Origin of the sequence: Clostridium sp. UBA871, assembly GCF_002295255.1 — a bacterium.
GTDB classification, from domain to species: Bacteria; Bacillota; Clostridia; order Clostridiales; family Clostridiaceae; genus Clostridium_J; species Clostridium_J sulfidigenes.
Map to the genome: position 1 here is coordinate 688,886 of NZ_DBFV01000011.1, position 24,298 is coordinate 713,183.

Sequence of the window (24,298 nt, forward strand, 5' to 3'; positions counted from 1 at the left end):
AAAAATGGAATTCCTTATTATAAGGGATCCCATTTTGTTTTTATTCTTTGTAAATTATTTTAATTAGGATAAGAATATATGTCTGAAAATTCAATCTTAAGTCTCTCACCTCTAGAGTCTATAACTTTATTATAGAAATAATTAATTTTACTATCTTTTTCAGAGGTTATAGGTAAGTAAAAGATAAACTCTGAACCTTTGTCTATAGTCTTATTTACCCATATTTCGCCACTATGAAGTTCGATAAAGGATTTTGCTAAGGGTAATCCTATTCCACTTCCTTCAGCTCTTCTTATGAATAAATTATCCACCTGTTTAAATCTTTCAAATATAATATCATAACTATCCTTTGGTATACCTACACCATCATCCTTTACAGAAATATATAGTCTATGCTCATCCCAGTTAGTTGTTAGTGTAATCCATATGTTGCCATTAACTTCTGTGTATTTTATGGAATTAGAAATTAAATTTAAAATTACTTTTTGAATTTTTTCAGGATCACAATCCAGAAATACTTCTTCTTCATTAGTATCAAATATTATATTTTTACCCATTTTCTTTATATATTGAGAAACTGAGTTCACCACATCTTCAAAATAGGTAATAGCATTAACATTTTCTTTGTATAGCTTTATATTGGTGCTATCAACTTGGGTCACATCAATTAGGTTATCAACTAATCGAAGAAGTCTATATGAGTTTTGTTTTATCATATTAAGACGATTATAGTAAATACTATTATTATCATTTATACTATTATAACCATTAAGCTCTAACTGAATGCTTGCTAATATTATATTTAAAGGAGTTTTAAATTCGTGGGAGATATTTGCTAGAAAATCTGTTTTAAATTTCTCACATTCTACTTTTTCTTCTAAAGAGGCAACTTTTTCTTCAAGTTTTGAAAAGCTAGTTACATCTTTACCCGTAATAAATATTTCCTGTGTTTCTTGTTGGTGATAATAATACCATTCAATTAATTTGAAAGAATTGTTTTTGCATTTTACTTCACATATTCCACCATAAAATTTTTTGTTATAGGTATGCAAAATATCTTTGAAATTTATACTATTATTTGTTGATTTTATTAGTGTCTGAATAGGAATTTTTTTCAAATCATTAAAGTCCCAGCCCAATATGAAAGGTATATTAGAACTTATTTTTTTAATATATCCCTTAGTATCTATAATCGCATATAAATCAACTGCTATATTAAGAAATCTACTCAATTCATTTTCAAGTTTAATCTTTTTTTGTAACTGATCTGTCAATTGGGTAGATAAATATATATTTTTTAGTAATAAGGCTAATCGCTTAGAAGTCCTTACAATATATTTAGCATTAGATTCTGTGTCAAATGACTCATTATAATATAAATTTAAAACACCTAGAAGTCTGGAGTTATTATAGACTATAGGTATAACAATTATATAATTATCTTTAAGAACATACTTATAGTTTTGACAAAAACCATTATTACAATAAAAATTTTCACAGTTTTTTAAAGGTGTGGGTGAGTTTATTTTAGTAGAAATATTTATTAATTCGTCTTTATAGAAATCACTTATAGAAAAGGTATCATTGCCAGATATGCTTTCAGTAACTCCTAGTGACATTTGCTTTATTAACATTTTTTTAGAATCATCATAGATCCAAAGGCTTGTACCATTTATGTCTAGGGTTTCATATATATCCATAAGATATTCATGAACTTCTTCATAAGAAACTTGTTCACGTTTTTCTTCACTTTCAGTAATTAGATTGCATAGTGTTTTATATTTATTGTCTATAATAAAATTGTTATAGTATAGTTCATCTGTATTAATAACTTGTCCAATAGCTAAAAAGGAGTAACAACTATTGTCCGAATTTATAATGGGAATTTTGTGAGTTTGTAAAATAACTTCTCTACCTTTTATATATAAATATTCATTCATAATACTTTTTTTCTTTTTATTAATAACATTTAAATCATCTTTAATGACAAATTTAAAACTAGAGTAGTCGAAGATATCAAGACCGTTACTATACAATAAAGTATTTTTATCCTCTCCTAGAAGATTACATAATGCGTTATTGACTGCTAGATATTCTCCATTTATATTTTTTATCCATATACAATCATCAAATTCATTTAAAATAGGGATTAATACATCTATAGTTTCTTGATTTAGGTGTGTTTTATTGAAAAGATTATTATACACAGCAATCACTCCTATTTAAGAATATATATTATGTTTCAATTATATAATGGAATGAAGAAAAATGAAACAAATATTACAAAAAAAGCCATAATACGGGATGGATGTTATAAATAATATAAAATAAATTAAGTAATAACATAAATTAGATTTAAAGTTTAATTTGATTAAATAGTATTAAAATTATTTATATAAATTTATATATTCATATCTTTTTTTGTGCTTCTCGAACATGTTTTTTAGCTTTTAGATAGCAGATTAGTTCTATTTTGTCATCATAACTCCAAGATGAGAAGTCATTTAGTAGCATTGATAATACTGCATCTAAATCAGTACATATTAAATTAGATGGAGTTTTATCATCTTCTAATAAATAGGATATAGGTACATCTAAAGCATTACAAAGTATTTTTAAAGTAGATATAGAAGGATTACTTCTATTGTGCTCAATATCACTTATAAACGATATTGATAAATTTGTTTTAGTAGATAATTCTTTTAAAGTTAATCCTTTAGATTTTCTAAGGTCTCTAAGTTTTTTTCTTGAATTCATATATATACCTCCAATAAAGTACGTTATTTACGTACTTTTATAATAAAATTATAGTTTAAGTATTAGTATAAGTAAACGAACAAAAAATATGTATAGACAGTAAAAAAATCATAAAACTATTGATTTTTTACTTTATTAGCGTAAAATAGTGTTTGGGGTGATAGAGTGGAAATAGGAAAAAAAATCAAATTTATTAGAAAATCAATGGGCATAAATCAAAATAAATTGGCTCAATTATCAGGTATATCTAACACATACTTATCTGATATTGAAAATTTAAGAACAGTGCCATCTCTAAAAACTCTAAATAGTTTGGCTATTGCACTTGAGGTTAGTTTGAAGGATCTCTTAGATTAAAAGTTATATAAACAAATGATAAAAATATACTATAGACTAAATGGAAAAACGGTAGAATAAATAATTTATTCAAATGTTAGAATAAATACTAACTATAAAATTTTAACTTAATAAATATTAAGGATAATATTTATACAAAATAAAATTACTTAGATAACATAATTAACTAATGAAAATATTGCTACAATATATTTAGAAGGCAATCCAATATGAAATTATGGTTGTCTATTTTTATAGATGCATAGTAATAGGATATACTAAAGCTTAAATTTTTAGTCTAATGATTTAGTATTATTGTACGAATGTTTAATCTGTAGGTTAAAGTTATGACGGAGCAAAATCATTATTTACAGAAATAGTTGAGAGGAAAATTATCATACTTTACCCAGAATGGGGAGGAGCGATAAGAGTAGTTTTTATGAAGTTAGGAAAATATAAAAAAAAACTAATAGTACTATTTCCATTGCTACTATTAGTTAGTATAATATTCATCAAAGAAGAAAGTCTGTGTAAGTTTATAAATATATTTTTAATTATTACAGTATTTGTATTAGGTATAAGAAACAATGCAATATCTATAATAAATAAGGAGCTAAAACTAATAAGTGAGAGAGATTTTTTAACGGATACATATAATAGAAGATTTATGCATTTGGAATTATTAAAAGCCTGTCAGAATAAAGAAGTTATTACGTTTCTAATGGTAGATATAGATGATTTTAAACTATACAATGATAACTATGGGCATGTTCAAGGAGATAAGATTTTAAAAGTAGTATCAAAAGCTTTGAAAGATATATTTAATGAGGATGTAGTCTGCAGGTATGGGGGAGAAGAATTCTCAATAATATCTAGGCTGGATGAGAAAGAGACTATTGAAAATATAAAAAGGTTTATGAAGCATCTTAGGGAACTTAATATTATTCATGAATGTTCACAAGTTAGCGATAGAATAACTGTTAGTATAGGTATAGAAATTACTAGAATAATTAATGAAGAGGATATATATAATTTAGTAAAAGAAGCTGATGAAAAGTTATATTTATCTAAATCATTAGGGAAAAATACATATACAATGTAAATTTAGGATTTAAGAAATTTAGATATCTCAAAATTACTAAAAACTTATATAGAGATAGCTATTTGCATTTAATGGAATCACATATTGTTTTTTAGGATTTGTAATAATTGAGATTAAAAAGTCATATAGACAAATATCTATATGAAGGATATAATAGGGATATAAAATACTTATAAATAGAAGATTAGGAGATAGAATTTTATGAAATATGATTATGCAGAATATGTTCAAATGTTTAAAGCATTGGCAGATGAGACTAGACTAAAAATTATTAATATGCTTACAGAATCAGAGGAATTGTGTGCATGTAAAATTCTTGAGAATTTTAATATTACTCAACCTACCTTATCTTATCATATGAAGATTTTAACAGATAGTGGATTGGTTCTTGGTAACAAGGATGGCTCTTGGATGAAATATACATTAAATTCAGAGAGAATTACTGAATTGAGAAGTTTTTTAAACTCTAAGAACTAAAAAATCTAAGGATATTTCTTTATATTATTAATCTACAGGAGGGCAAACCATGGAGAAAAAAATTAATTTATATGTATTAACTGGATTTTTAGGTTCAGGTAAAACTACAGTACTTTTAAGGCTATTAGATGTGTTAAAAGGAAATAAGGTTGGAGTTATACAAAATGAATTTGGGAAGCTAGGCATAGATGGAACTATACTTAAAAGAGATAATATTGAGATGGTAGAGATTAATAGGGGATCTATCTTTTGCTCATGTTTAAAAATATCCTTTGCTCAAGCTTTAGCTGAAATGAGTAAACAGGATTTAGAGTATGTCTTTGTAGAGAGTTCAGGCCTAGCAGATCCATCTAATATAGAAGAGATACTTAAAGGTGTAAAGGTTTTATCACCTGAAACAACCTATGATTTAAAGGGAGTATTATGCTTAATCGATGGAATGAACTTTAGAGAGCAATTAGAAGATTTAGAAACAGTAAATCGTCAATTAAAGCATTGTCATATGGCTATCATAAATAAGGTAGATTTAATTGAAGAGGAAGAGCTAAAGAACGTAATTAAAGAAGTTAGACTGGTAAATCCAAAGTGTGATATAGAAACTTGTTCCTTTGGAGAGTTTAGTATGGACTTTTTAGATAAGGATCTATTAGTAAATCAGTGGGCTGAAGGAGAAGAGTCTACAAATACTGTGGAAAATAAGCCAAAAAGCTTAACTATGAATTTTAGTAGTGTTGTAAGCAAAAATAAAATGGAAGAATTCTTAAATTCTATAAAGAAGTATAGCTATAGAATAAAAGGCTTCTTTAACTTAAATGATGGATGGCAACAAATAGATGTGGTAGGAAAAAATATAGATTATAAGCCATGTGAACCAAAGGAAGTTTCACAACTAGTGTTTATATCTAAAATAGGACCTAATATAATAAAGCCTATAATTAATAATTGGAATGAAATTGTAGGAGAAAAAATGGAACTTAAAAATTAAAGTTTTGAATTTTAGGAGGAGTTCATATGGAATTTAAGGTTTTAGGAGAAGGGTGCTCTAAATGCACTAAACTTTATGATAATACTTTGGAAGCTTTAAAGGAGTTAGGGATAGAAGCTGATGTCACTAAGGTTGAATCTTTAGTAGATATTATTTCATTAGGAGTTATGACTACTCCTACTCTCATGATAAATGGTAAACCAAAGGCTATGGGACAAGTTTTATCTACTAAACAAATAGTAGAGTTAATAAAAAAATCTATATAGTAAAAGTTTTAGAATAAGTAACTAGATATTAAATTTAGTTACTTATTTTTAATTATACAAATAAATCATTCTACATAGTTAAGAATAAATCTAGCACAGGGAGAAAAATTAAATAAGCATATTGACACTATATAGGTGATGGTCTATATTATAAACATAGACAGTTATCTATATAAGGAGGCGTTAAAATGAATTATGAAGAAAATGCAAAAATTATAAAAGCATTATCTGATCCAAATAGGTTAAAAATAGTAGACATATTATCCTGTGGGGAAAGATGTGCATGTGATATTCTAGAACATTTTGATTTTACACAACCAACTCTTTCACATCATATGAAGGTGTTGATGGATTGTGGTCTTGTTGAGAGTAGAAAGGATGGACTGTGGAGTCATTATTCTTTAAATAATACTAATTGTAATAAATTAATATTGTTTTTAACAAGTGTTACAACAGATAAAGAGGAGTGTATTTGCAAAGAAAAAGAAAAGTGTAGATGTAAATAAATCCATGTTATATATAGATATTTTTAAAATAAAAAGTGTGAAAACCATACACTAACCAATTAAGAATGGAGGAGTTAATATGAAACTAAAGGTGGCATTTATATGTGTTCACAATTCTTGTAGATCTCAAATGGCGGAGGCCTTAGGAAAGTTATATGAAGGAGAGGTTTTTGAAAGTTATTCTGCAGGGACCCAACTAAGACCTACAATAAATCAAGATGCGGTTAGAATAATAAATGAGCTATATAACATTGATATGAATGAGACTCAGAAATCTAAACTGCTAGGAGATATACCTGAGGTAGATATAGTTATTAAAATGGGTTGTAATGTTGTATGTCCTATTTTACCCGGAAAGCATATAGAGGATTGGGGATTAGAGGATCCAACTGGAAAGTCAGATGAAGAATTTATTAAAACTGCTAAAATTGTTGAAGAAAAAATTAAAAATTTAGCTAAGAGAATAAAAAATAAAGAAATTGAATTATAGGAGGTTTATCTTATGGGTAATAATAAAGAAAATAGTGGAAAAGGGTTAGGTGTTTTTGAAAGATACTTAACTCTATGGGTTGCCCTTTGTATTGTAGTGGGAATATTGGTTGGTCAGTTTTTGCCTATGATACCTAATACTCTAAATAAGTTTGAGTATTATAATGTGTCAATACCTGTGGCTATACTTATATGGTTAATGATATACCCTATGATGTTAAAGATTGATTTTGGAAGTATAATTAATGCCACTAGAAAACCAAAGGGACTTATAGTTACTTGTACAACTAATTGGCTTATTAAACCTTTTACAATGTATGCTATATCAGCATTTTTCTTCTTTATAGTATTTAAGGGCATAATAGCACCAGAACTTGCTAAGGAGTATTTAGCTGGAGCAGTGCTTTTAGGAGCTGCACCATGTACAGCTATGGTATTTGTTTGGAGTCACTTAACTAAAGGGGATCCTTCCTATACTTTAGTTCAGGTAGCAGTTAATGACTTGATTATTTTAATTGCATTTGCTCCTATTGTAGCTTTTTTACTAGGTGTTGGAGATGTAGTTATACCTATAGAAACTCTTGTATTATCAACAGTTTTATTTGTAGTTATACCATTAGCACTGGGATTTATAACTAGAACATTAATAATTAAAAACAAAGGAATAGATTATTTTAATAATGTATTTTTAAAGAAGTTTGATAATGTTACTATAATAGGATTATTACTGACTTTGATTATATTATTCTCCTTCCAAGGTGATACTATTTTAAATAATCCTGTTCATATAGTATTAATTGCAGTACCACTTATAATTCAAACCTTCCTTATATTTGGAATAGCTTATATTTGGGCAAAACTTTGGAAGTTGCCACATTCTATAGCAGCACCAGCAGGAATGATTGGAGCAAGTAACTTTTTTGAATTAGCAGTAGCAGTAGCAATTTCATTATTTGGATTACAATCAGGTGCTGCATTAGCTACAGTTGTAGGTGTATTAGTAGAAGTACCTGTGATGCTTACCCTTGTTAGAATAGCTAATAATAGTAGAGGTTGGTTTACTAAAGAAGGAGAATAGTTTAAATTTCATGTCTTAATAAATAAGTAATAAATTTGTAAGCTTTAAGTAATAAATAATAATCTCATAAGGTTTAAAATAAGTATATGAACTTAAGGAGATGGTCTTATGGGAAAAAAGAAAAAGGTTAGAAAAGCAAGAAGAGTTATATTGAAGTTACTAGTAATAGTTATATTAGGCATGTGTGCTACAAATTATTTAATCAATAAATTTCATTTGAAATCAGAGGGATATTTTATTATTAATGATTATGATAAAGTAGTGGTAAATAAAAATTATGCTTTAACATCAGATTATAAGCCAAAGGATTTAGTTTCAGTAAATATAGAATTCTTACCAGAATCCACAGAAGAAGAAAGATATATGACAAAGGAGTCTGCTAAGGCTTTAGAGGAACTAGTAGATGCTGCTTCAAAGGATGGGGTTTACTTATGTGGTTTATCAGGCTATAGATCTTACAAAACACAAAAAAATTTATATGAATATAATGTGGAAACCCAAGGAAAATCTTATTCAGATAAATATGTAGCAAAGCCTGGAGCAAGTGAGCATCAACTAGGAGAGGCTATGGATTTAGCAACTAGTTCTGGATGGATATCTGAAGGATGTCCAGAAGCTAATTGGATAGCTAATAATGCATATAAATATGGATTTATAGTAAGATATGAGTCGGGAAAAGAAGATATAACAGGATATAATTATGAACCTTGGCATGTGAGATATGTGGGTAGTGAAATGTCAGAAAAGATTTATAATGATGGAATAACCTTAGAAGAATTTGCTGAAATTAATTAAATAATATATAAACATAGAATAAATCAAAAGATATAAAAACAATTTTATAACATTAAAGAAGCCAAGTTATATAAGGTAATATAGCTTGGCTTTTGCATTTAACATTATATTATATACTTTATAACTTTATTATTAAATATAGAGTCAATTTCTAAACTAAAAAATTCTTTCATCTCTTCTAACTGCTCTTTTGTATATACATATTTACCATATCCAAATTGTCCATATTTATATTTTCTTTCCTCATCAACCATAGGAAGTGTTGTTTCAGGAAATACTTCTAGAATTATATTTTTTGCTCTAGGAGTATACCTATGAGATATTATTTCAAAGGTAACAGGAGTAGTTAAGTTATCAGGAAGCTTATCCTTAAGGTTTAATAAAAGTTGTTTATAATCGTTTTTCCAACCTTCATAAAGAAATACTGGCGCAATAATAAAACCTATAGGATACCCAGCATTAGCCACCTTTACACTAGCTTCTATTCTTTTATCTATAGAAGCGGCTCTATTTTCAAAGTCACTGATTACTTTATCTGTATTTAGAGTAAATCGAATTTCTGTATGTCCCTTGTGATCTATATCTAATAGACTATCAACATCATTAAACTTTGTAACAAAACGAAATAGTCCATGATCGCTATTAGCAAAGAATTCTATAGCTTTTTTTAAACTATTAGTATAAGGTTCTATAGGTATAGGATCAGAGGTGGCAGAACCTTCAAATAAAGTTTTAGAAGGTAATCTTTCTTTAATATATTCATTTGCTTGATTTAGAATATCATCTATATTTACATTAATCTTTATATAAGGTTTATCACCTAGATTTGTATTTAAGTAGCAATACTGACAATGGGCAATACAACCGGACACTAGGGGTAACTGCCAATTAGCAGAAGGTTTACAGGATTGAAATTTACTTCTTTTTTTTATACCCACAACTAGGGTATTCTTACCTTCACTATAAAAGCTATGCAAATTTTCACCAGGAATTCGCTCTTTAATCTTATTAGAAGTTAATTTTATTATTTCAATATTTTTATTATCCTTAAAAGTGTTATAAATATTTTTGCCTATTTCATAATCCAAGGATCCTTTTTCAAATAATATTCTTTTAGGAATAAACATTAAGTTCTTTAGTAGAAGCAATGGGCTTCAAACTAAAGGTCACCTCCTTTATATTTAATAGGAATATTCTTTACATATATGATAATATTATGTGTAATAGATAAATGTTTTAATTTAGATGATATGGTATAATGGGTGTAATTTACAGTGGTACATAAATAGTTATCTAAAGGTAACTATAAAACATAGAAAAATAATTTTATAATAAAAGGGGGCATATTATTGTATATTAAAATTTTGGTAAATGGATGGAAAAATTCTATAAAAGATTCAGTAAAAAGATTTCCTATACCCATATTTTTATCTATAGCTGCAGTTATAACTTTAATCTATATGGGAGAAAGTATTGGAAGTGACGAGGAATTAAGACGTGTTGTGATGACTTTAGTACTTGGTATTCCAGTATATATTTGCATTGAATTATATTTTGAAAGAAGAAATAAATCTAATGAGAAGTTTAAATATCTAATTTATATTATTGCAGCTATTTGTTTAGCAGTCTACGGATATTTTTGTCTTGGAGATTTAAATATGGTTCAGATTACTAGATATGTTGGTCTTATTATAATATTTATTACAGGGTTCTTTTTTACTCCATATATTTATAAGGATGGAAGTTTTGAGATGTATGTAATAAAGGTTTTAGGAAGATTTTTTACAACAGTTTTATATTCTATAGTTTTATATTTAGGATTAATAGCAATATTGTTCACCGTAGATTATCTTTTTGGAATAGAAGTTAAATATGAGATATATTATTATACATGGCTTATAGTTGTAGGAGTTTTTGCACAATGCTTCTTTCTTGGAGGAATCCCAGAAAAGGAAGAAGTTATAAAGGTTGAAAAGTATCCAAAGGTGTTTAAAATATTAATGATTTATATAATTATGCCATTAATTTCTATATACACAATAATCTTATATATATATTTTGCTAAGATAATTATTACTAGACAGTGGCCTGAAGGATTAGTTTCTCATTTAGTATTATGGTATGGAGTAATATCAGCAGGAACCTTGTTTTTAACTTCACCAGTAAAGGAAAATAGTCCTTGGGTAAGCAAGTTTGTAAAGATGTTTCCAAAGGCAATACTTCCTCTTATAGTACTTATGTTTATTTCTATGGGAATAAGAGTTAATGCCTATGGAATAACTGAAAATAGATATTTTGTTTTAGCACTAGGGATTTGGGTCTTTGGAATAATGATATATTACTCAATAATTAAGAAAGTAAAAAATATTATACTCCCAATATCTCTTACTATAATTACTTTTATATCAATTTGTGGACCTTTGAGTAGTTATAATTTATCTAAGTATAGTCAAAATAAAAGATTTGAAAAGTTCCTTATAAAAAATAATATGATTGAAAATGGTAAAATAGTTAAAGCTATAGATCCAGTTTCTAAAGGTGATCAAATAGAACTCAATAGTATTTTGGATTATTTTAATAGAAAACATGAATTAAAGGATATTAAATATTTGCCAGATAATTTTACTATAAGTGATACAGGGAGGGTACTAGGAATAACTTATTCTAATTTAAATTATGAAAGTAGATATGAACATTTTTATTTTATAAGTGAAGAAATATCAGAGCCTATAGAAATAAAGGACTATGATTACCTTTTTAACATTATAAGTTATCAAAGTGCTGCTAATAAGAATTCTTATGGAATTACAGTTGACTATAATAAAGCATCTAATGAACTTAAGATATTAGAGAAAGGTAAACAGATATATAATAAAAATTTAAATGAGTATTTTAATAGAATAATAGATAAATATGGTGTTAATAAAACAAACTCCATACCTGTAGAAGATATGCAATTTGAAGATGAAACAGATAAAGTTAAAATTAAAATAAAAATTGATAACTTTTCTGGTCGTAAGGATTTAAATTATGACCATATAGAGTCTACAGAAATTCAATTTTCCGTATTTGTAAAGATAAAGTAAAAGAACAATAAAATTATGTAAGAATAATTTGCCTACTAAATTGAAACAATATTATTGAAATAAACTTTAGGAGGCATTCTTATGACTAAATTAAAATGTGATGCATGTAGTTGTGCATATAATAATGATTATTATTGCTGCATTGATTCTATTCAAGTAGGTGGAAGAGAAGCTACTCATAAATCATCTACTTGTTGTGATAGTTTTGCAGAAAAAAGCGGAGCTATGTCAAATAGTAATCAAAGACCTAATCCAGAAATGGTAGTAGGATGTGAAGCTACCAATTGTGTTTATAACGAAAACCATAAATGTGATGCTTCAGAAATTTGTATTTCTGGAGACCATGCATGTAAGCCAAAAGAAACAGAGTGTGCTACATTTCATTGCAAGTAAAGAAAAATACTATAAGTAAATATAAAGAACAAGCTACTATTATGAAATTTTCTGATTAAGTTCGGTTAAATTTTATAGTAGTAGTTTTTTACGTATATAAGTGTTTAAACAGTGAAACATATATAAGAAAAAGAGAGATATTGTAATAACTTATCTATTGATATATGATTAAATAAAGAGAGTTAACATAAAATTGAAAAACATAAGATAGTTTTTACAAAAATCAATAGGGTGAATTGAGGAGGAATGGGTTTGAAAAAGGAAATAAAAGATTATATTATAATAACTTTTGGATTAACTTTAATAGCTATAGGTATTCATTTTTTTCTAGTTCCACACAATTTAGCAGCTGGAGGACTTACTGGGCTCGCTATGATAATAAACCATTATATTCCTAACCTTAGTATTGGTATTATAATGCTTATAGGGAACATATTTTTCTTTGTCATAGGTTTTATTTTTATTGGAAAGGCATTTGGAACAAAAACTATATATTCTAGCCTTATGCTTTCAGTAATAATATCCCTTTTAGAAAAAGTAGCACCTATTAGTAAACCTATTTCACAGGATATACTTATAAATTTAATTTTTGGTATATTAATTGGAGCTATAGGTATGGCTATAGTGTTTAATAGGAATGCATCTACAGGGGGAACGGATATACCTGCTAAAATATTAAACAAATATGCTCATTTAGAAATTGGAAAAGGACTTTTAATTATAGATTTTAGTATAACCTTACTTGCAGTTATAGCATTTGGAGCTACTACAGGGATGTATGCTTTACTTGGTGTTATAATAAATGGCTCCATGGTAGACTTTGTTATAGATGGACTTAATATAACTAAGAGAATCGAAATAATGAGTTCTAAAACTGAAGAGATAAGAAAGTTTATTATTGAAGAGCTAGGTAGGAGTGCTACTATTTATCGTGCTATAGGAGCATACAATTTAGAAAAAAGTGATGTTTTAATAACTGTAATGGGTAAAAAGGAGTTTATTAAGCTTAGAAATTTTATAAAAGAAGTGGATCCATGTGCTTTTATCATAACCCATAATGTCCATGAGGTTTTAGGGGAAGGCTTTGGTAATATACTAGACTAATTATATAATCAGTAAATTTCAATTGGGGGATTTACTGATTTTTTATTGTATTTATGCTATATAGTTAAAAATAAGAAGAATTTTGTCCATTACTCTAAGATGACCTAGATAAAAATTGAAATATTTCTAAAATTTTCTATAATATATATATAACCATAAGTTGAAAATGTTGAGTTAAGGGTTAAAATAGGTATTTAGGGTGTATATGAAGATGAAAAGAGGAAATAAGGTATTATTAATAATTTCAGTTATAATAATTCTCGGACTAGTATGCGTAGGATTATTTTGGGGAAAACTTAGTCCTAATGAGGAGGCTGAAATTATAAAAGAAAAATTAGTTCCTTTAAACACTGTGGAGGTTGGCAATGGCTTTGAAGATTTAAAGGAATTTAAGGATATATTTAAGGATAAACAAATTATAGCCTTAGGTGGGGCAACCTATGGAACAAAAGAGTTTTTTCAAATTAAGCATCGTATGCTGGAATTTTTAGTAGAGGAAATGGGGTATAGAACCTTTGCTATGGATGTGGATTTTGGAAGAACTGAATTAATTAATAATTATATATTGAATGGGGAAGGAAATGCTGAAAATATAGTAAGACAAACAAAGATAAATGGAGGTTATTCTTGGTCAACGGTGGAGTCTTTGGAGTTAATAGAATGGATGAGAAAGTATAATGAAGATTCTAATCATAAGGAAAAAATTAAGTTTTACGGTATTCAAGTTACTAATGCTGAAGATAGTTCAAATTTTGTAATAAATTATTTAAGAGATATTGATGAAGATCTATACAAGAAGTTTGATGGTGAATTGGATGAAGTAAGAGGAAGACCCGTTAGAAATATACCTACAAGTGAGTTAAGAAGAGAACAAGAAAAGGTTGAAATTCTAATTAATATATTTAATGAAAATAAAGAGAAACTTGTAAAAAGTACCTCAGAAGAGAAATATGAAGAGGCTTCGAAATATCTTCAGACTATCTTGAAAAGCATAGAATTAGCCATATACAGTGGACCAGAGCATAACATTAAAGAAGCTTTGAATATGGAAGGAAAATTATTAGCTGATAATATTAAATGGATTCTAGATCGTGAGAGTAAAAATGGAAATGATAAAATAGTTCTTTGGAGTGGAAATCAACATATAAGCAATATTTCTAAAGATTATAAAAGCATGGGGTATAATTTAAAGGAGATGTATAAAGATAAATATTATTCATTAGCATTAGAATTTCATCAAGGTAGTTTTGGAGCGTATCCTATAGACAGTAGTGGTGTAGGTAGTGAGTATGAAATCTATAATATAGAAGAAGGAAATCCTCAAATGTTTTCTAATATATTTAACCTTACAGAAATATCAAATAGTTTTATAGATTTTAAATCTTCATCACAGGATAAGGATGTTAAAAAAATATTATCATCTTCAATACTAATGCATAACATTATTTTTTATAATGGGTATGAAGAAGATTATTATATGAAATTAAAGCCTATAGATACCTTTGATGGGTTAATATTTATTAGAGACACTAATGCTATAAGTAAATTAAAATAAAAAATTAAGATAAAAAATTGAAATAAAAAATAGATGNNCATCTATTTTTTATTTCAATTAGTCTTGAACTGGAGCACCAACTGGGCAAACGCTAGCACAAGCACCACATTCGATACAAGAATCAGCATCGATAACGTATAATCCATCTCCTGCACTTATGCAGCTAACTGGACATTCAGATTCGCAAGCACCACAAGAGATGCAAGTATCTACTATTTTATAAGCCATGAAAAAGACCCCCCTTTACTATTAAATCATGATTATCATACCATATTATGATATAATAATAAAGAGGATTTATATTTAAATATAATAAAAAATACAAGAAATAAATTAATTTTATAGTTAATAAATGAACTAATTAAAGTAAATGTAAAATATATTAACATTTATTTAAATTAATTTATTTTCAGTACATATAACTAGTGCTATAAAAAAACAAATGTTAAAATAACTACAATGGGAATTAAAGAAGTTTTAAGAGGTATGAAAATGAAATTAAAGGGAAAAGTGGTAGTAATTACAGGAGGAACAAGAGGTATAGGTAAGGGAATAGCCTTAGAATTTGCTAAAGAAGGAGCAATATTAGTACTAAACTATTTTAACGATGATGAAAGTGCAAGGGAGACTTTAAATCAAATTAGTTCCATGGGAAATTATTGTACTTTATTTAAAGGAGATGTAAGTAATTATAACTTTTCTAAGGAATTAATAGAATATACTCTAGAGAAATTGGGCAGAGTGGATGTATTAGTAAACAATGCAGCTATTTCTAAAATAGGACTATTTATGGATGACACTGAAGAAGATTTTGATAAAATTATGTCTGTAAATTTTAAGTCAGTATTTAATACTACAAACTCTGTAGTTAATCATATGATTTCAAGAAAAGAAGGTAGCATTATTAATATATCATCAGTTTGGGGAGGTGAAGGAGCTGCCTGCGAAGTTTTATATTCTGCATCAAAGGGAGCTATAAATTCCTTTACAAAGGCCTTAGCTAAGGAACTAGCATTAAGTAATATAAAAGTAAATGCCATAGCACCGGGTGTTATCGAAACTAAGATGAACATGTGGATGAAAGAGGAAGAAAGAGTGGAATTAACAGAGGAAATACCCATGGGGAGATTTGGAAGTGTATCAGAAGTGGGAAGAGCTGCTGTATTTTTAGCTAGTAAGGATAGTAGCTATATCACAGGGGAAATACTAAATGTAAACGGGGGCTTTTAAATTTACCTTTAAAGCAGATAATAATTTTAAAATCAGATAGTATATTAATTATTTAATTGATACATATAGAAAGGAATTAGAATTTATGAATAGTGTTGAGATGAAAACATTAATAAAAGTTATATTTGTATGTATACTGTTATTTATATTTTCTCCATTGATTTTTGGAGTTTTAGGAATTGTATTCAAAGGAATTTTATGGCTTATTTTAGGGATTGTAATTATAATAACCCTTAGTATAATGTACTTAAAATATAAGGTGAAAAAGGAAACTAACGAATTTTATTCTTCTAATGAGAATGGAAGGCCACAAGGTAGCAATAGTGCCAATGTAACTCCAGACTCAGAATCTTATATAGACTATAGCGATTCTACTATTGTAGATGTAGAAGAGTATGAAGAAAGTAATGATAAGGAAGAATAGTTAAAGAGAAAATAAGAATTACGAACAAGAAGCACCGATGTTAATTTATTTTACTATTGGTGCTTTTGTACATTAGAGGTGAATATAATGAAGAAAATATTATTAATTGAAGATGAAGAACATATAAGAAAGTTTGTAAAAATAAGCCTTAAGAGAGAGGGCTTTCAGGTAGTAGAAGCAGAAACAGGAGAACTTGGTATTGAAGAAGTTGCAAAAGAGAGCCCTGATATTGTAATACTTGATATAATGCTTCCTGGAATTGATGGATATAAAGTGTGTGAAATTTTAAAGAAAAGTTATCCACAGATGGGAATAATAATGCTTACTGCTAGAGCGCAAGATGGGGATAAAATTATGGGATTAGAGTTTGGTGCAGATCACTATATTATAAAGCCCTTCAACCCATTAGAGCTTATAGCTATTATTAAATCTTTACTTAGAAGAATGGAACTAGGAAATGGTCTTAAGAGTAGAGAAATTATATCTGGAGCTTTTAAAATAGATTTGGATAGTAAGGTACTATATAAAAGTGGAGTAGAGATAGAATTAACCCCTAAAGAATATATGCTTATAAAAATGTTTATGGAAAATCCAAACAAGGCCTTTAGCAGAGATGAACTTCTAGATATGGTGTGGGGCTATAATTACATAGGGGAAAATAAAATTATTGATGTAAATATAAGACGTATTAGAAGTAAGATAGAAGATAACTCATCTAAACCTAAATATATTGAAACTGTTTGGGGAACAGGATATAAGTGGAGGGAAGATTAAGTGAAATCCTTAAAAACTAAGATTTCTAGCAGTAATATAATTGTAATAGCTATAACCATATTCATAGTTCAAATTATGGTTTACATAGCTATCAAAGGATATTACTATAGAAATCTAGAGGATACTATATATGGCCAAATCAAGATATCATCAGATTTTTATAATACATACTTGTCCTCCAATACTGTAAAAGAGAATATATTTAATGATAATGATACATTTTGGAGTAATACGGATTGTAGAGTTCAAATAATAGACTTAGAAGGTAATGTTATGATGGATTCTTCAGGATATATTTCAAAGGACAGAATATTAACTAGAGAAGTTAAAGCAGCAGCTAGTGGTAATACTGAAGGGGAAGCTAATATATATCAAAATGAAAATAAGAATGAAAAGATTATTTGTGTAGCATATCCACTTTCTTTTGATACAGATGTAGATGGAATATTGAGATTTAGCGCCTCTACTGAAGGTATAGATAAAAGCATAAGGGAAATATTGTTTATAATAATTTTATTAGGTATACTAGTAATTTCTATTTCGTCTACTATAAGTTTATTTATTTCTAATAGTATAATGAAGCCTTTAAAACTAGTTTCTGTGGGAGCAGAAAAGATGGCTAAGGGTAACTTTAAAGAGAGTATACCAAATTACTCTAAGGATGAGATAGGAAGTTTAGCTGATACTCTAAACTATATGTCTGAGGAGATACTAAAAAATGAAAGACTAAAGAATGAATTTATATCATCTGTATCCCATGAACTTAGAACACCTCTAACTTCTATTAAGGGATGGGCCATTGTGTTAGAGTCCTCAGATTTAGAAGATAAAGAAGAAGTAAGAGAAGGTCTTAAAATTATAGAGTCAGAGGTTGAAAGATTAACTTATCTAGTAGAAGAATTATTGGACTTTTCAAAGTTAATTTCAGGTAAAATCACTTTAAGAAAAGAAGTGATAAGTATAGGTGAATTTACTCAAGATATATTAAGACAATTAGAACCTAAACTACTGTCTAGAGGAATAGAGGTCATATTTGAAGAACTACAGGTTAAACCTATAGAAGTTGATAAAAATAGAATGAAACAGGTTTTAATAAATATTTTAGATAATGCTATAAAGTTTTCACCTAATGATTCTAAAATAGTAGTTAAGCTAGTAGAAGATGAAAAATATTTAACTATATCAATTAAAGATTATGGCTATGGAATTTCTAAAGATGAACTACCTCATGTTAAAGAAAAATTTTATAAGGGAAGAAATATAAATGCAAGCAATGGTATAGGACTCTCTATATGTGAAGAAATTATAACTCAGCATAGCGGAATTTTAAAGATAGATAGTGAATTACAAAAGGGTACAGAGGTTATTATAATGTTACCTAGAGGAGATATGAGATGAAAAGATTAATAAGAATACTGATAACTTTTATGTTAGCACTTATTCTTACTGGTTGTAATAAATTTAACATAGAAGTAAAGAAACCAAATAATGATTCTATTTTAAAGGGACAATGGCAAGTTAAAAATTATGTGGGAATTACAGAAGAGGAAGTATTTAATTGTAATTTGTTAGACAGCAAAGTGAGTTTTAGTAATGAAGAAGTATTTATGTTTGATAAGGCATACAAGAACATAACTTATAAAGCTAAATTAGTAAATGGTGAACAATACATTTATAATACTATAGGCTTTATACCTGATTATTTAAAAGATACTAAGGAAGTAGAAGTTGTAACCATATCATCTAAAAATACATATTTAAAGGAAGTTATTGTTATAGATAAAGGTATATTAGTAATACAGGACGATGTTTTACTTTATCTTGAAAAAGTAGATGATAAACCCATGGAGAATATCAATGAAAAAACCGGTGTAGATGAAATAGCAGATAGTGAGGAAATTAGTAATGGAGTATTAATAGGCATTAAAGATAAAACTGATGAGGGATTTACATATAAAACTCTTTGGATATCCTATGATGGTAAAAAAATATATAGTAAAGAGGTTCCATTCCTACTTTTACCACGTAAAAATGGATTTTTCAAGGTTTCAATTCATAGAGAATATATTGAAAACAATTATAAGGATAATATAGAATTTGTATTTTTAAGTGGCAATCCATCTGAAAAGCAAGCTGATCTAAAAGTAAGTAAAGAACCAAATATAAATGTATCTAAAGAGATAAATTTTATAGGAAATGATTATATAAGTATTAAAATTCATGAACAAGGAGAAGATCATAGGGCAGAAAAGGTAGGGACATATTTAATTGATACTATGAATATGGAAGGTAAAGGAGCAGTTTCCTTAGGAAATATTAGTGAACAGAAAAATATAACTAAGTTTAATAATGAAGCACAAGGACTTCATATAGAAGATATAAATAAGTTTACAGATGTTTCTATCAAAAGAAATCAAGGAAGATGGCAGATTTATACTGTTCATAGTAAAAAGGATGAAAGTATTGAAAATAATATAAATATTCCTTTAAAAGTATCTAAGAATGTAGCTAGGTATGATAGGCTATTTACATCATGGCAAGGAATTAAAAATCAGGTTCCATCAGCGGAGGATGCATTATCGTCCCCTAATAAAAATATGACTATAATAAAGACAAAATCAAGTTTATATGGATATAAAATAGAAGATGGAAAAATCAGTGAATCACCAGAGTTAACTATTTCTTTAAATGGTGATGAGGAGATAGTTATGGCAGAATGGGCCATGGCAGAATTTGTAGGATATTGGACAGAACAAGTAAATTCATTACTTAAGTCAAGTAAATAGTGTAGTATATAAACCAAGGAAAAGCCAGGCAATAATTTGCCTGGCTTTTTAGTTATCATGTATAATTTTAGCTACATCCAGTGGTTGTTCCACAATCTTGACAAACCTTACATGTACCATTTCTCACTAAGTTTGTACTTGAACAGTTTGAACAAACCTCGGAGTAAATACGCTCACCTTTTATTTCTGATTTCCCATGGTCAATAGAAGTAGTAGATACTTCATTATTATGAATTATTGGTTTTACCATATCCTTAGGGTTAGGTTTAATTTGGCAACGAGAATAGTCACCAAGCTCAATATCTATAACTTTACTGATTAAGTCAGAGATGGAGCTAACATGCTTAATGTAAGGATGTTTTTGCACAAAGCCATAAGGTTCATATTTTTGGCCTCTAAGCATTTTAGCAATATCTGCTGCAGGAACGTGATATTGTAGCATTACAGAAATAGATTTAGAAAGAGAATTTAAGAGTCCAGTTATTATAGTTCCTTCTCTATCTGTAGTTATATAAATTTCAGAAATTTCCCCATTTGTTCTTCTATTAACTGTAGTGTATATTTTAACATCATCTATTTGAGCAGGATGAGTAGTTCCAAATCTAATACCAATTGGTTTTTCACGAGTAAATACAGTAGATGAAGTAGTTTGATTTTGTAGTTCTTTAGCTTTAGATAAAAGCTCTTCATAAGTTAGCTTTTCTAAATCTGCATCATTTTCTTCTTCTAAAACTGTATTTAAAGGTTGACTAGCTTTGCATCCATCTCTATAAAGAGATATTCCTTTTACCCCAAGGTTCCAAGAATCAAGGACAACCTTTTTAAAGTCATCTACAGTAGCTGTTTTAGGTAGGTTTACCGTCTTAGAAACTGAACCAGATATAAGAGGTGTGATGGCAGCCATCATTAGAACGTGTCCCATAGGCTTAATATATCTCTCACCACTTCCACATTTGTTTGCTGTATCAAAAATGTGAATATGTTCTTCTTTAAGATGAGGAGCTCCTTCAATTTTACCATCTATAATTTTTTCATACTCATATCCATTTTCATTAACCATTTCTTTTCTAAGAATATAATCTACTATGTCTTTAATTTCATCTTGTGAGTATCCAAGGTTATCAAGGGCATCTTCTATAATTGGATTTACTATAGTCATAAATCCACCACCGGATAATTTTTTATAAACAAAGTGGGAGAAGTATGGTTCAATAGAAGTAGCACCACAATCCATAGCAAATGAAATTGTTCCAGTTGGAGCTATTACAGATACTTGAGCATTTCTATATCCAAATTTCTCACCATACTCTACAGCTTCTTGCCAAAGAGTTTTTAAAAGTTCAGATAGCTCAGTATTACCTTCTGCCTTAAGAATTTCATGATTAACTTCCACAGGGCTATAGTGAAGGTCTTCGTATTCACTATCTAGTGCTCCTGCAACCCTTCCATGATTTCTTATTACTCTAAGCATTGCATCTTTATTAATGTCATATTTTTCGAATGGTCCTACTTTTTCAGCCATAAGGGCAGAAGTAACGTAAGAAGCTCCAGTAAGCACTCCAATTAGAGAAGCAGTTAATTGTCTAGCTTCTTCTGAATCGTAAGCATAACCCATTACCATAAGAAGAGAAGCTAGGTTTGCAATTCCAAGACCTGTTGTTCTAAACATATATGTTTTTCTTGCAATATCTTCTGTTGGGAATTGACCCCAGTGAACAGAAGATTCAAGCATAAGTTGTAGCAAAGATACCATATGAACATATCCATCTAAATCAAATACTTTACTATCCTTGTTATAGAACTTATATATATTAATTGAAGCTAAGTTACAAGATGTATCATCTAAGAAAGCATATTCACCACATGGGTTAGTAGAATTTAATCTATTATGCTTTGCACCAAGGTCTCCATCTTCACCACCGGGACATGTATGCCAAGCGTTGAAGGTATCATCAAATTGAGGTGCTGGGTCAGCACATTGCCATGAAGCTAAGTTGAATTCGTCCCATAGCTCACTAACTTTAACATCCTTATTAATTTTTTCATCTATTCTTCCCTTTAAAGTTATTACTTCATCTGGATTTTCAGATAGATTTTCAACTTTTTTCATGAATTCATCGCTGAATCTTATAGAGTTATTACCGTTTTGACCGGATACAGTTTCATAAGCTTCGCCTTCAAAGGAAGCATCATAGCCCATTTTACCTAAAGCACGAACCTTATCTTCTTCTCTAGCCTTCCAATTTATAAATTCTATAATTTCTGGGTGATCTATATCAAGGCAAACCATTTTAGCTGCACGTCTTGTAGTACCACCAGATTTTATAGTTCCAGCATTTCTATCAAAGCCCTTTAAAAAGCTCATAACACCTGAAGAAATTCCACCAGCAGAAAGCTTTTCGTCTTTAGCTCTAAGAGTTGAATAGTTAGTTCCACATCCAGAACCACCCTTAAATAGTTTAGTTTCTGTTACATATTGCTCAGAAATTGAATGAGGTCCTAAAAGTTTATCTTGTATAGATAAAATAAAGCAAGCAGAAGCTTGAGTTCTAGTATAGTTATCTACGCTTTTAACAACTTTTTTTAAGTTCTCATCATAATAAAAATGACCTTGATGCTCACCAGCTATATCATAAGAAAGCTTTAATCCAGTATTAAACCATTGGGGTGAATTTGGTGCATACATTTGATTTAAGAAGCAATAAACTAATTCATCATAAAGTATTGTAAACTCCTCATCATTAGTTATTAAACCTTCATCCTTTAGAGATGCACACCAAAAATTAACTAATCTATGTGCCACCATTTTAAGACTATTTTCATAGCCTACTTCATTAGGTACTAAAGCTCTTTTGAAATATTTAGAAGCAATTATATCACAAGCATTTTGTGAATAGTGAATTGGAAATTCTAAGTCCTTCATATCTACGAGAATGGTACCTTTTTTATAGTCTTTTAAAATTACGTCAACTTTTTTCCACTGGAATAAATCGTATACTGTCAAATCTTTATTAGTTTCTAACTCTTTTGTGTAGTATCTTTTTATTATATTGTTAATACTCTTCATTATAAAAGCTAATCACACTGTTATGATTAGCAAGTCACCCCCTAAATACTTCATATACTATATATTGTGTCCGAAATGTGCTTTTGCACTATATGTTGTATTATATTATATAATTTTTTTTCTTACAACTATTGAAATTTCCATTAAACTGTGCTTGTTCACACCTGAAAATAGCCTTAAATTAAGTAGATTTCAGTACCCTAACCACTTCAACTGATTAACTAATAAAATTTTATGACAAAGTTATAAAAATTATTACAAACTAATATAATTTCATAATACATATGGGAAAATAAATACATAATTCAGTAATTAGGTGATGAATAATAGGAAAAAATAAATTATTACACAATAGACTTTTAAATTATGGTATCATTACCTTATATAAAAGATAATAATTATTGTTGTGTTCATATAGTTTTAAGAAATTAAAATGGTTGAATGAAAATTATGGAAATTTCAAGTATAAAGGATGGATGGAAAATGATAAAAGCAATTAAAGGGAATACACCAATTATAGATGATACATGTTTTATAGCAGAAAATGCAACGGTAATAGGGGATGTAACTATAGGAGAAAATACTAATGTATGGTATAGCGTGGTAATTAGAAGTGATATGGATACCACCAGTATAGGAAAAAATACTAACATTCAAGAAAATTCTACAGTACATAATGATTTTGGAATATCAACTAGGATAGGAGATAATGTTACCATAGGTCATAACTGCATAATTCATGGGTGTAATGTAGGAAATAATGTGTTAGTAGGAATGGGATCAATAATACTAAATGGTGCTGAAATAGGAGATAATACAATTATAGGAGCAGGAAGCCTTGTAACTCAAAATAAAATAATCCCAAGTGGAGTATTATGTATAGGAAGCCCTGCTAAGGTGGTAAGGGAGTTAACAGAAGAAGAAATTAAATCTATAAAGTCTTCAGCTGAGAATTATGTTAATATGGGAAGAGAGCATAAAGAAATTCAAGAGTGAAATAATGCTATTGAAGCAATACAAGTAGCCTTATAATAAGCAATTTGAATTTTATGTAGTTTTAGATAATAAAATTATGCTAGGAGAGATAG

At 28.4% G+C, this 24,298-nt stretch carries 24 protein-coding genes; 19 read left to right on the plus strand and 5 right to left on the minus strand.

What is annotated here, in order from left to right; all coding sequences use genetic code 11:
- Positions 1-59: 59 nt before the first annotated feature.
- Both B3086_RS16355 and B3086_RS16360 read right to left on the minus strand, forming a co-directional pair.
- Entirely contained in the window at positions 60-2,207 is a 2,148-nt protein-coding gene (locus B3086_RS16355) for a PAS domain-containing sensor histidine kinase (RefSeq protein ID WP_346893918.1), read from the minus strand.
- A 202-nt stretch (positions 2,208-2,409) separates the two neighbouring features.
- Positions 2,410-2,757 carry a helix-turn-helix domain-containing protein gene (locus B3086_RS16360; protein WP_346848530.1) on the minus strand — a complete coding sequence of 116 codons (348 nt, stop codon included), beginning with the start codon at positions 2,755-2,757 and terminating at the stop codon, positions 2,410-2,412.
- 165 nt (positions 2,758-2,922) lie between these two features.
- Between B3086_RS16360 and B3086_RS16365 the strand changes: the two genes are divergently transcribed.
- From B3086_RS16365 to B3086_RS16405, 9 genes are all read left to right on the plus strand, one after another.
- A complete protein-coding gene (locus B3086_RS16365; protein WP_346848531.1) occupies positions 2,923-3,114 on the plus strand; it encodes a helix-turn-helix transcriptional regulator in 192 nt (63 codons plus the stop codon).
- A 418-nt stretch (positions 3,115-3,532) separates the two neighbouring features.
- A complete protein-coding gene (locus tag B3086_RS16370) occupies positions 3,533-4,195 on the plus strand; it encodes a GGDEF domain-containing protein (protein ID WP_346848532.1) in 663 nt (220 codons plus the stop codon).
- A 201-nt stretch (positions 4,196-4,396) separates the two neighbouring features.
- Complete coding sequence (locus B3086_RS16375) at positions 4,397-4,672, plus strand: ArsR/SmtB family transcription factor (RefSeq protein ID WP_035133162.1); 276 nt, start codon at positions 4,397-4,399, stop codon at positions 4,670-4,672.
- A 49-nt stretch (positions 4,673-4,721) separates the two neighbouring features.
- Positions 4,722-5,657, plus strand: coding sequence for a CobW family GTP-binding protein (locus B3086_RS16380; protein ID WP_346848533.1), 936 nt, complete (start codon positions 4,722-4,724; stop codon positions 5,655-5,657).
- A 26-nt stretch (positions 5,658-5,683) separates the two neighbouring features.
- On the plus strand, positions 5,684-5,923 hold the full coding sequence (locus tag B3086_RS16385; RefSeq protein WP_346848534.1) for a thioredoxin family protein: 240 nt from the start codon (positions 5,684-5,686) through the stop codon (positions 5,921-5,923).
- Between the two features lie 188 nt (positions 5,924-6,111).
- Positions 6,112-6,429 (plus strand): ArsR/SmtB family transcription factor, encoded by a 318-nt coding sequence (locus B3086_RS16390; protein ID WP_346848535.1) that lies wholly within the window; start codon positions 6,112-6,114, stop codon positions 6,427-6,429.
- 79 nt (positions 6,430-6,508) lie between these two features.
- The gene (locus B3086_RS16395) at positions 6,509-6,919 is read left to right on the plus strand and encodes an arsenate reductase ArsC (protein ID WP_346848536.1); all 411 of its coding nucleotides are present in this window, start codon (positions 6,509-6,511) and stop codon (positions 6,917-6,919) included.
- A 12-nt stretch (positions 6,920-6,931) separates the two neighbouring features.
- Positions 6,932-7,996, plus strand: coding sequence for an ACR3 family arsenite efflux transporter (arsB, locus tag B3086_RS16400; protein WP_346867429.1), 1,065 nt, complete (start codon positions 6,932-6,934; stop codon positions 7,994-7,996).
- Positions 7,997-8,104: 108 nt separating this feature from the next.
- The gene (locus tag B3086_RS16405) at positions 8,105-8,791 is read left to right on the plus strand and encodes a M15 family metallopeptidase (RefSeq protein WP_346893920.1); all 687 of its coding nucleotides are present in this window, start codon (positions 8,105-8,107) and stop codon (positions 8,789-8,791) included.
- A gap of 104 nt (positions 8,792-8,895) precedes the next feature.
- Here B3086_RS16405 and splB read toward each other — a convergent pair whose 3' ends face one another.
- Positions 8,896-9,918, minus strand: a complete 1,023-nt coding sequence (splB, locus tag B3086_RS16410; protein ID WP_346848539.1) for a spore photoproduct lyase — start codon at positions 9,916-9,918, stop codon at positions 8,896-8,898.
- Between the two features lie 222 nt (positions 9,919-10,140).
- On the opposite strand from splB, the gene B3086_RS16415 reads away from it, so the two are divergent.
- The 4 genes from B3086_RS16415 to B3086_RS16430 all read left to right on the plus strand — a co-directional run bounded on the left by B3086_RS16415 (position 10,141) and on the right by B3086_RS16430 (position 14,929).
- Positions 10,141-11,877, plus strand: a complete 1,737-nt coding sequence (locus B3086_RS16415) for a DUF4153 domain-containing protein (RefSeq protein WP_346893922.1) — start codon at positions 10,141-10,143, stop codon at positions 11,875-11,877.
- An 81-nt stretch (positions 11,878-11,958) separates the two neighbouring features.
- Entirely contained in the window at positions 11,959-12,270 is a 312-nt protein-coding gene (locus B3086_RS16420; protein ID WP_346893924.1) for a DUF1540 domain-containing protein, read from the plus strand.
- A 246-nt stretch (positions 12,271-12,516) separates the two neighbouring features.
- A complete protein-coding gene (locus tag B3086_RS16425; protein WP_346848541.1) occupies positions 12,517-13,374 on the plus strand; it encodes a YitT family protein in 858 nt (285 codons plus the stop codon).
- 211 nt (positions 13,375-13,585) lie between these two features.
- The gene (locus tag B3086_RS16430) at positions 13,586-14,929 is read left to right on the plus strand and encodes an erythromycin esterase family protein (protein ID WP_346848542.1); all 1,344 of its coding nucleotides are present in this window, start codon (positions 13,586-13,588) and stop codon (positions 14,927-14,929) included.
- A gap of 57 nt (positions 14,930-14,986) precedes the next feature.
- Here the strand turns inward: B3086_RS16430 and B3086_RS16435 are convergent, their stop codons facing one another.
- A complete protein-coding gene (locus B3086_RS16435) occupies positions 14,987-15,157 on the minus strand; it encodes a DUF362 domain-containing protein (RefSeq protein WP_035133140.1) in 171 nt (56 codons plus the stop codon).
- A gap of 264 nt (positions 15,158-15,421) precedes the next feature.
- Here B3086_RS16435 and ymfI point away from each other — a divergent pair, with 264 nt between their 5' ends.
- From ymfI to B3086_RS16460, 5 genes are all read left to right on the plus strand, one after another.
- Positions 15,422-16,159, plus strand: a complete 738-nt coding sequence (gene ymfI, locus B3086_RS16440; RefSeq protein WP_346848543.1) for an elongation factor P 5-aminopentanone reductase — start codon at positions 15,422-15,424, stop codon at positions 16,157-16,159.
- An 85-nt stretch (positions 16,160-16,244) separates the two neighbouring features.
- Positions 16,245-16,583, plus strand: coding sequence for a hypothetical protein (locus B3086_RS16445; RefSeq protein WP_346848544.1), 339 nt, complete (start codon positions 16,245-16,247; stop codon positions 16,581-16,583).
- An 87-nt stretch (positions 16,584-16,670) separates the two neighbouring features.
- Positions 16,671-17,357 (plus strand): response regulator transcription factor, encoded by a 687-nt coding sequence (locus B3086_RS16450; RefSeq protein WP_035133134.1) that lies wholly within the window; start codon positions 16,671-16,673, stop codon positions 17,355-17,357.
- Complete coding sequence (locus B3086_RS16455) at positions 17,358-18,755, plus strand: HAMP domain-containing sensor histidine kinase (protein ID WP_346848545.1); 1,398 nt, start codon at positions 17,358-17,360, stop codon at positions 18,753-18,755.
- Entirely contained in the window at positions 18,752-20,143 is a 1,392-nt protein-coding gene (locus B3086_RS16460; protein ID WP_346877751.1) for a hypothetical protein, read from the plus strand. Before B3086_RS16455 ends, B3086_RS16460 begins: the two co-directional genes overlap by 4 nt.
- Before the next feature lie 67 nt (positions 20,144-20,210).
- Here B3086_RS16460 and B3086_RS16465 read toward each other — a convergent pair whose 3' ends face one another.
- Positions 20,211-23,210 (minus strand): vitamin B12-dependent ribonucleotide reductase, encoded by a 3,000-nt coding sequence (locus B3086_RS16465; RefSeq protein ID WP_346893926.1) that lies wholly within the window; start codon positions 23,208-23,210, stop codon positions 20,211-20,213.
- A 483-nt stretch (positions 23,211-23,693) separates the two neighbouring features.
- On the opposite strand from B3086_RS16465, the gene B3086_RS16470 reads away from it, so the two are divergent.
- Positions 23,694-24,206: a gamma carbonic anhydrase family protein gene (locus tag B3086_RS16470; protein ID WP_346848698.1), complete on the plus strand. Its 513-nt coding sequence runs from the start codon at positions 23,694-23,696 to the stop codon at positions 24,204-24,206.
- Positions 24,207-24,298 lie beyond the last annotated feature (92 nt).

Coding starts and splice junctions, on each gene's coding strand:
- B3086_RS16360 (WP_346848530.1), bottom strand. CDS start 2,757: ATGAATTCAAGAAAAAAACTTAGAGACCTTAGAAAATCTAAAGGATTA.
- B3086_RS16370 (WP_346848532.1), top strand. CDS start 3,533: ATGAAGTTAGGAAAATATAAAAAAAAACTAATAGTACTATTTCCATTG.
- B3086_RS16375 (WP_035133162.1), top strand. CDS start 4,397: ATGAAATATGATTATGCAGAATATGTTCAAATGTTTAAAGCATTGGCA.
- B3086_RS16380 (WP_346848533.1), top strand. CDS start 4,722: ATGGAGAAAAAAATTAATTTATATGTATTAACTGGATTTTTAGGTTCA.
- B3086_RS16385 (WP_346848534.1), top strand. CDS start 5,684: ATGGAATTTAAGGTTTTAGGAGAAGGGTGCTCTAAATGCACTAAACTT.
- B3086_RS16390 (WP_346848535.1), top strand. CDS start 6,112: ATGAATTATGAAGAAAATGCAAAAATTATAAAAGCATTATCTGATCCA.
- B3086_RS16395 (WP_346848536.1), top strand. CDS start 6,509: ATGAAACTAAAGGTGGCATTTATATGTGTTCACAATTCTTGTAGATCT.
- arsB (WP_346867429.1), top strand. CDS start 6,932: ATGGGTAATAATAAAGAAAATAGTGGAAAAGGGTTAGGTGTTTTTGAA.
- B3086_RS16405 (WP_346893920.1), top strand. CDS start 8,105: ATGGGAAAAAAGAAAAAGGTTAGAAAAGCAAGAAGAGTTATATTGAAG.
- splB (WP_346848539.1), bottom strand. CDS start 9,918: ATGTTTATTCCTAAAAGAATATTATTTGAAAAAGGATCCTTGGATTAT.
- B3086_RS16420 (WP_346893924.1), top strand. CDS start 11,959: ATGACTAAATTAAAATGTGATGCATGTAGTTGTGCATATAATAATGAT.
- B3086_RS16425 (WP_346848541.1), top strand. CDS start 12,517: ATGGGTTTGAAAAAGGAAATAAAAGATTATATTATAATAACTTTTGGA.
- B3086_RS16430 (WP_346848542.1), top strand. CDS start 13,586: ATGAAAAGAGGAAATAAGGTATTATTAATAATTTCAGTTATAATAATT.
- B3086_RS16435 (WP_035133140.1), bottom strand. CDS start 15,157: ATGGCTTATAAAATAGTAGATACTTGCATCTCTTGTGGTGCTTGCGAA.
- ymfI (WP_346848543.1), top strand. CDS start 15,422: ATGAAATTAAAGGGAAAAGTGGTAGTAATTACAGGAGGAACAAGAGGT.
- B3086_RS16445 (WP_346848544.1), top strand. CDS start 16,245: ATGAATAGTGTTGAGATGAAAACATTAATAAAAGTTATATTTGTATGT.
- B3086_RS16450 (WP_035133134.1), top strand. CDS start 16,671: ATGAAGAAAATATTATTAATTGAAGATGAAGAACATATAAGAAAGTTT.
- B3086_RS16460 (WP_346877751.1), top strand. CDS start 18,752: ATGAAAAGATTAATAAGAATACTGATAACTTTTATGTTAGCACTTATT.
- B3086_RS16465 (WP_346893926.1), bottom strand. CDS start 23,210: ATGAAGAGTATTAACAATATAATAAAAAGATACTACACAAAAGAGTTA.
- B3086_RS16470 (WP_346848698.1), top strand. CDS start 23,694: ATGATAAAAGCAATTAAAGGGAATACACCAATTATAGATGATACATGT.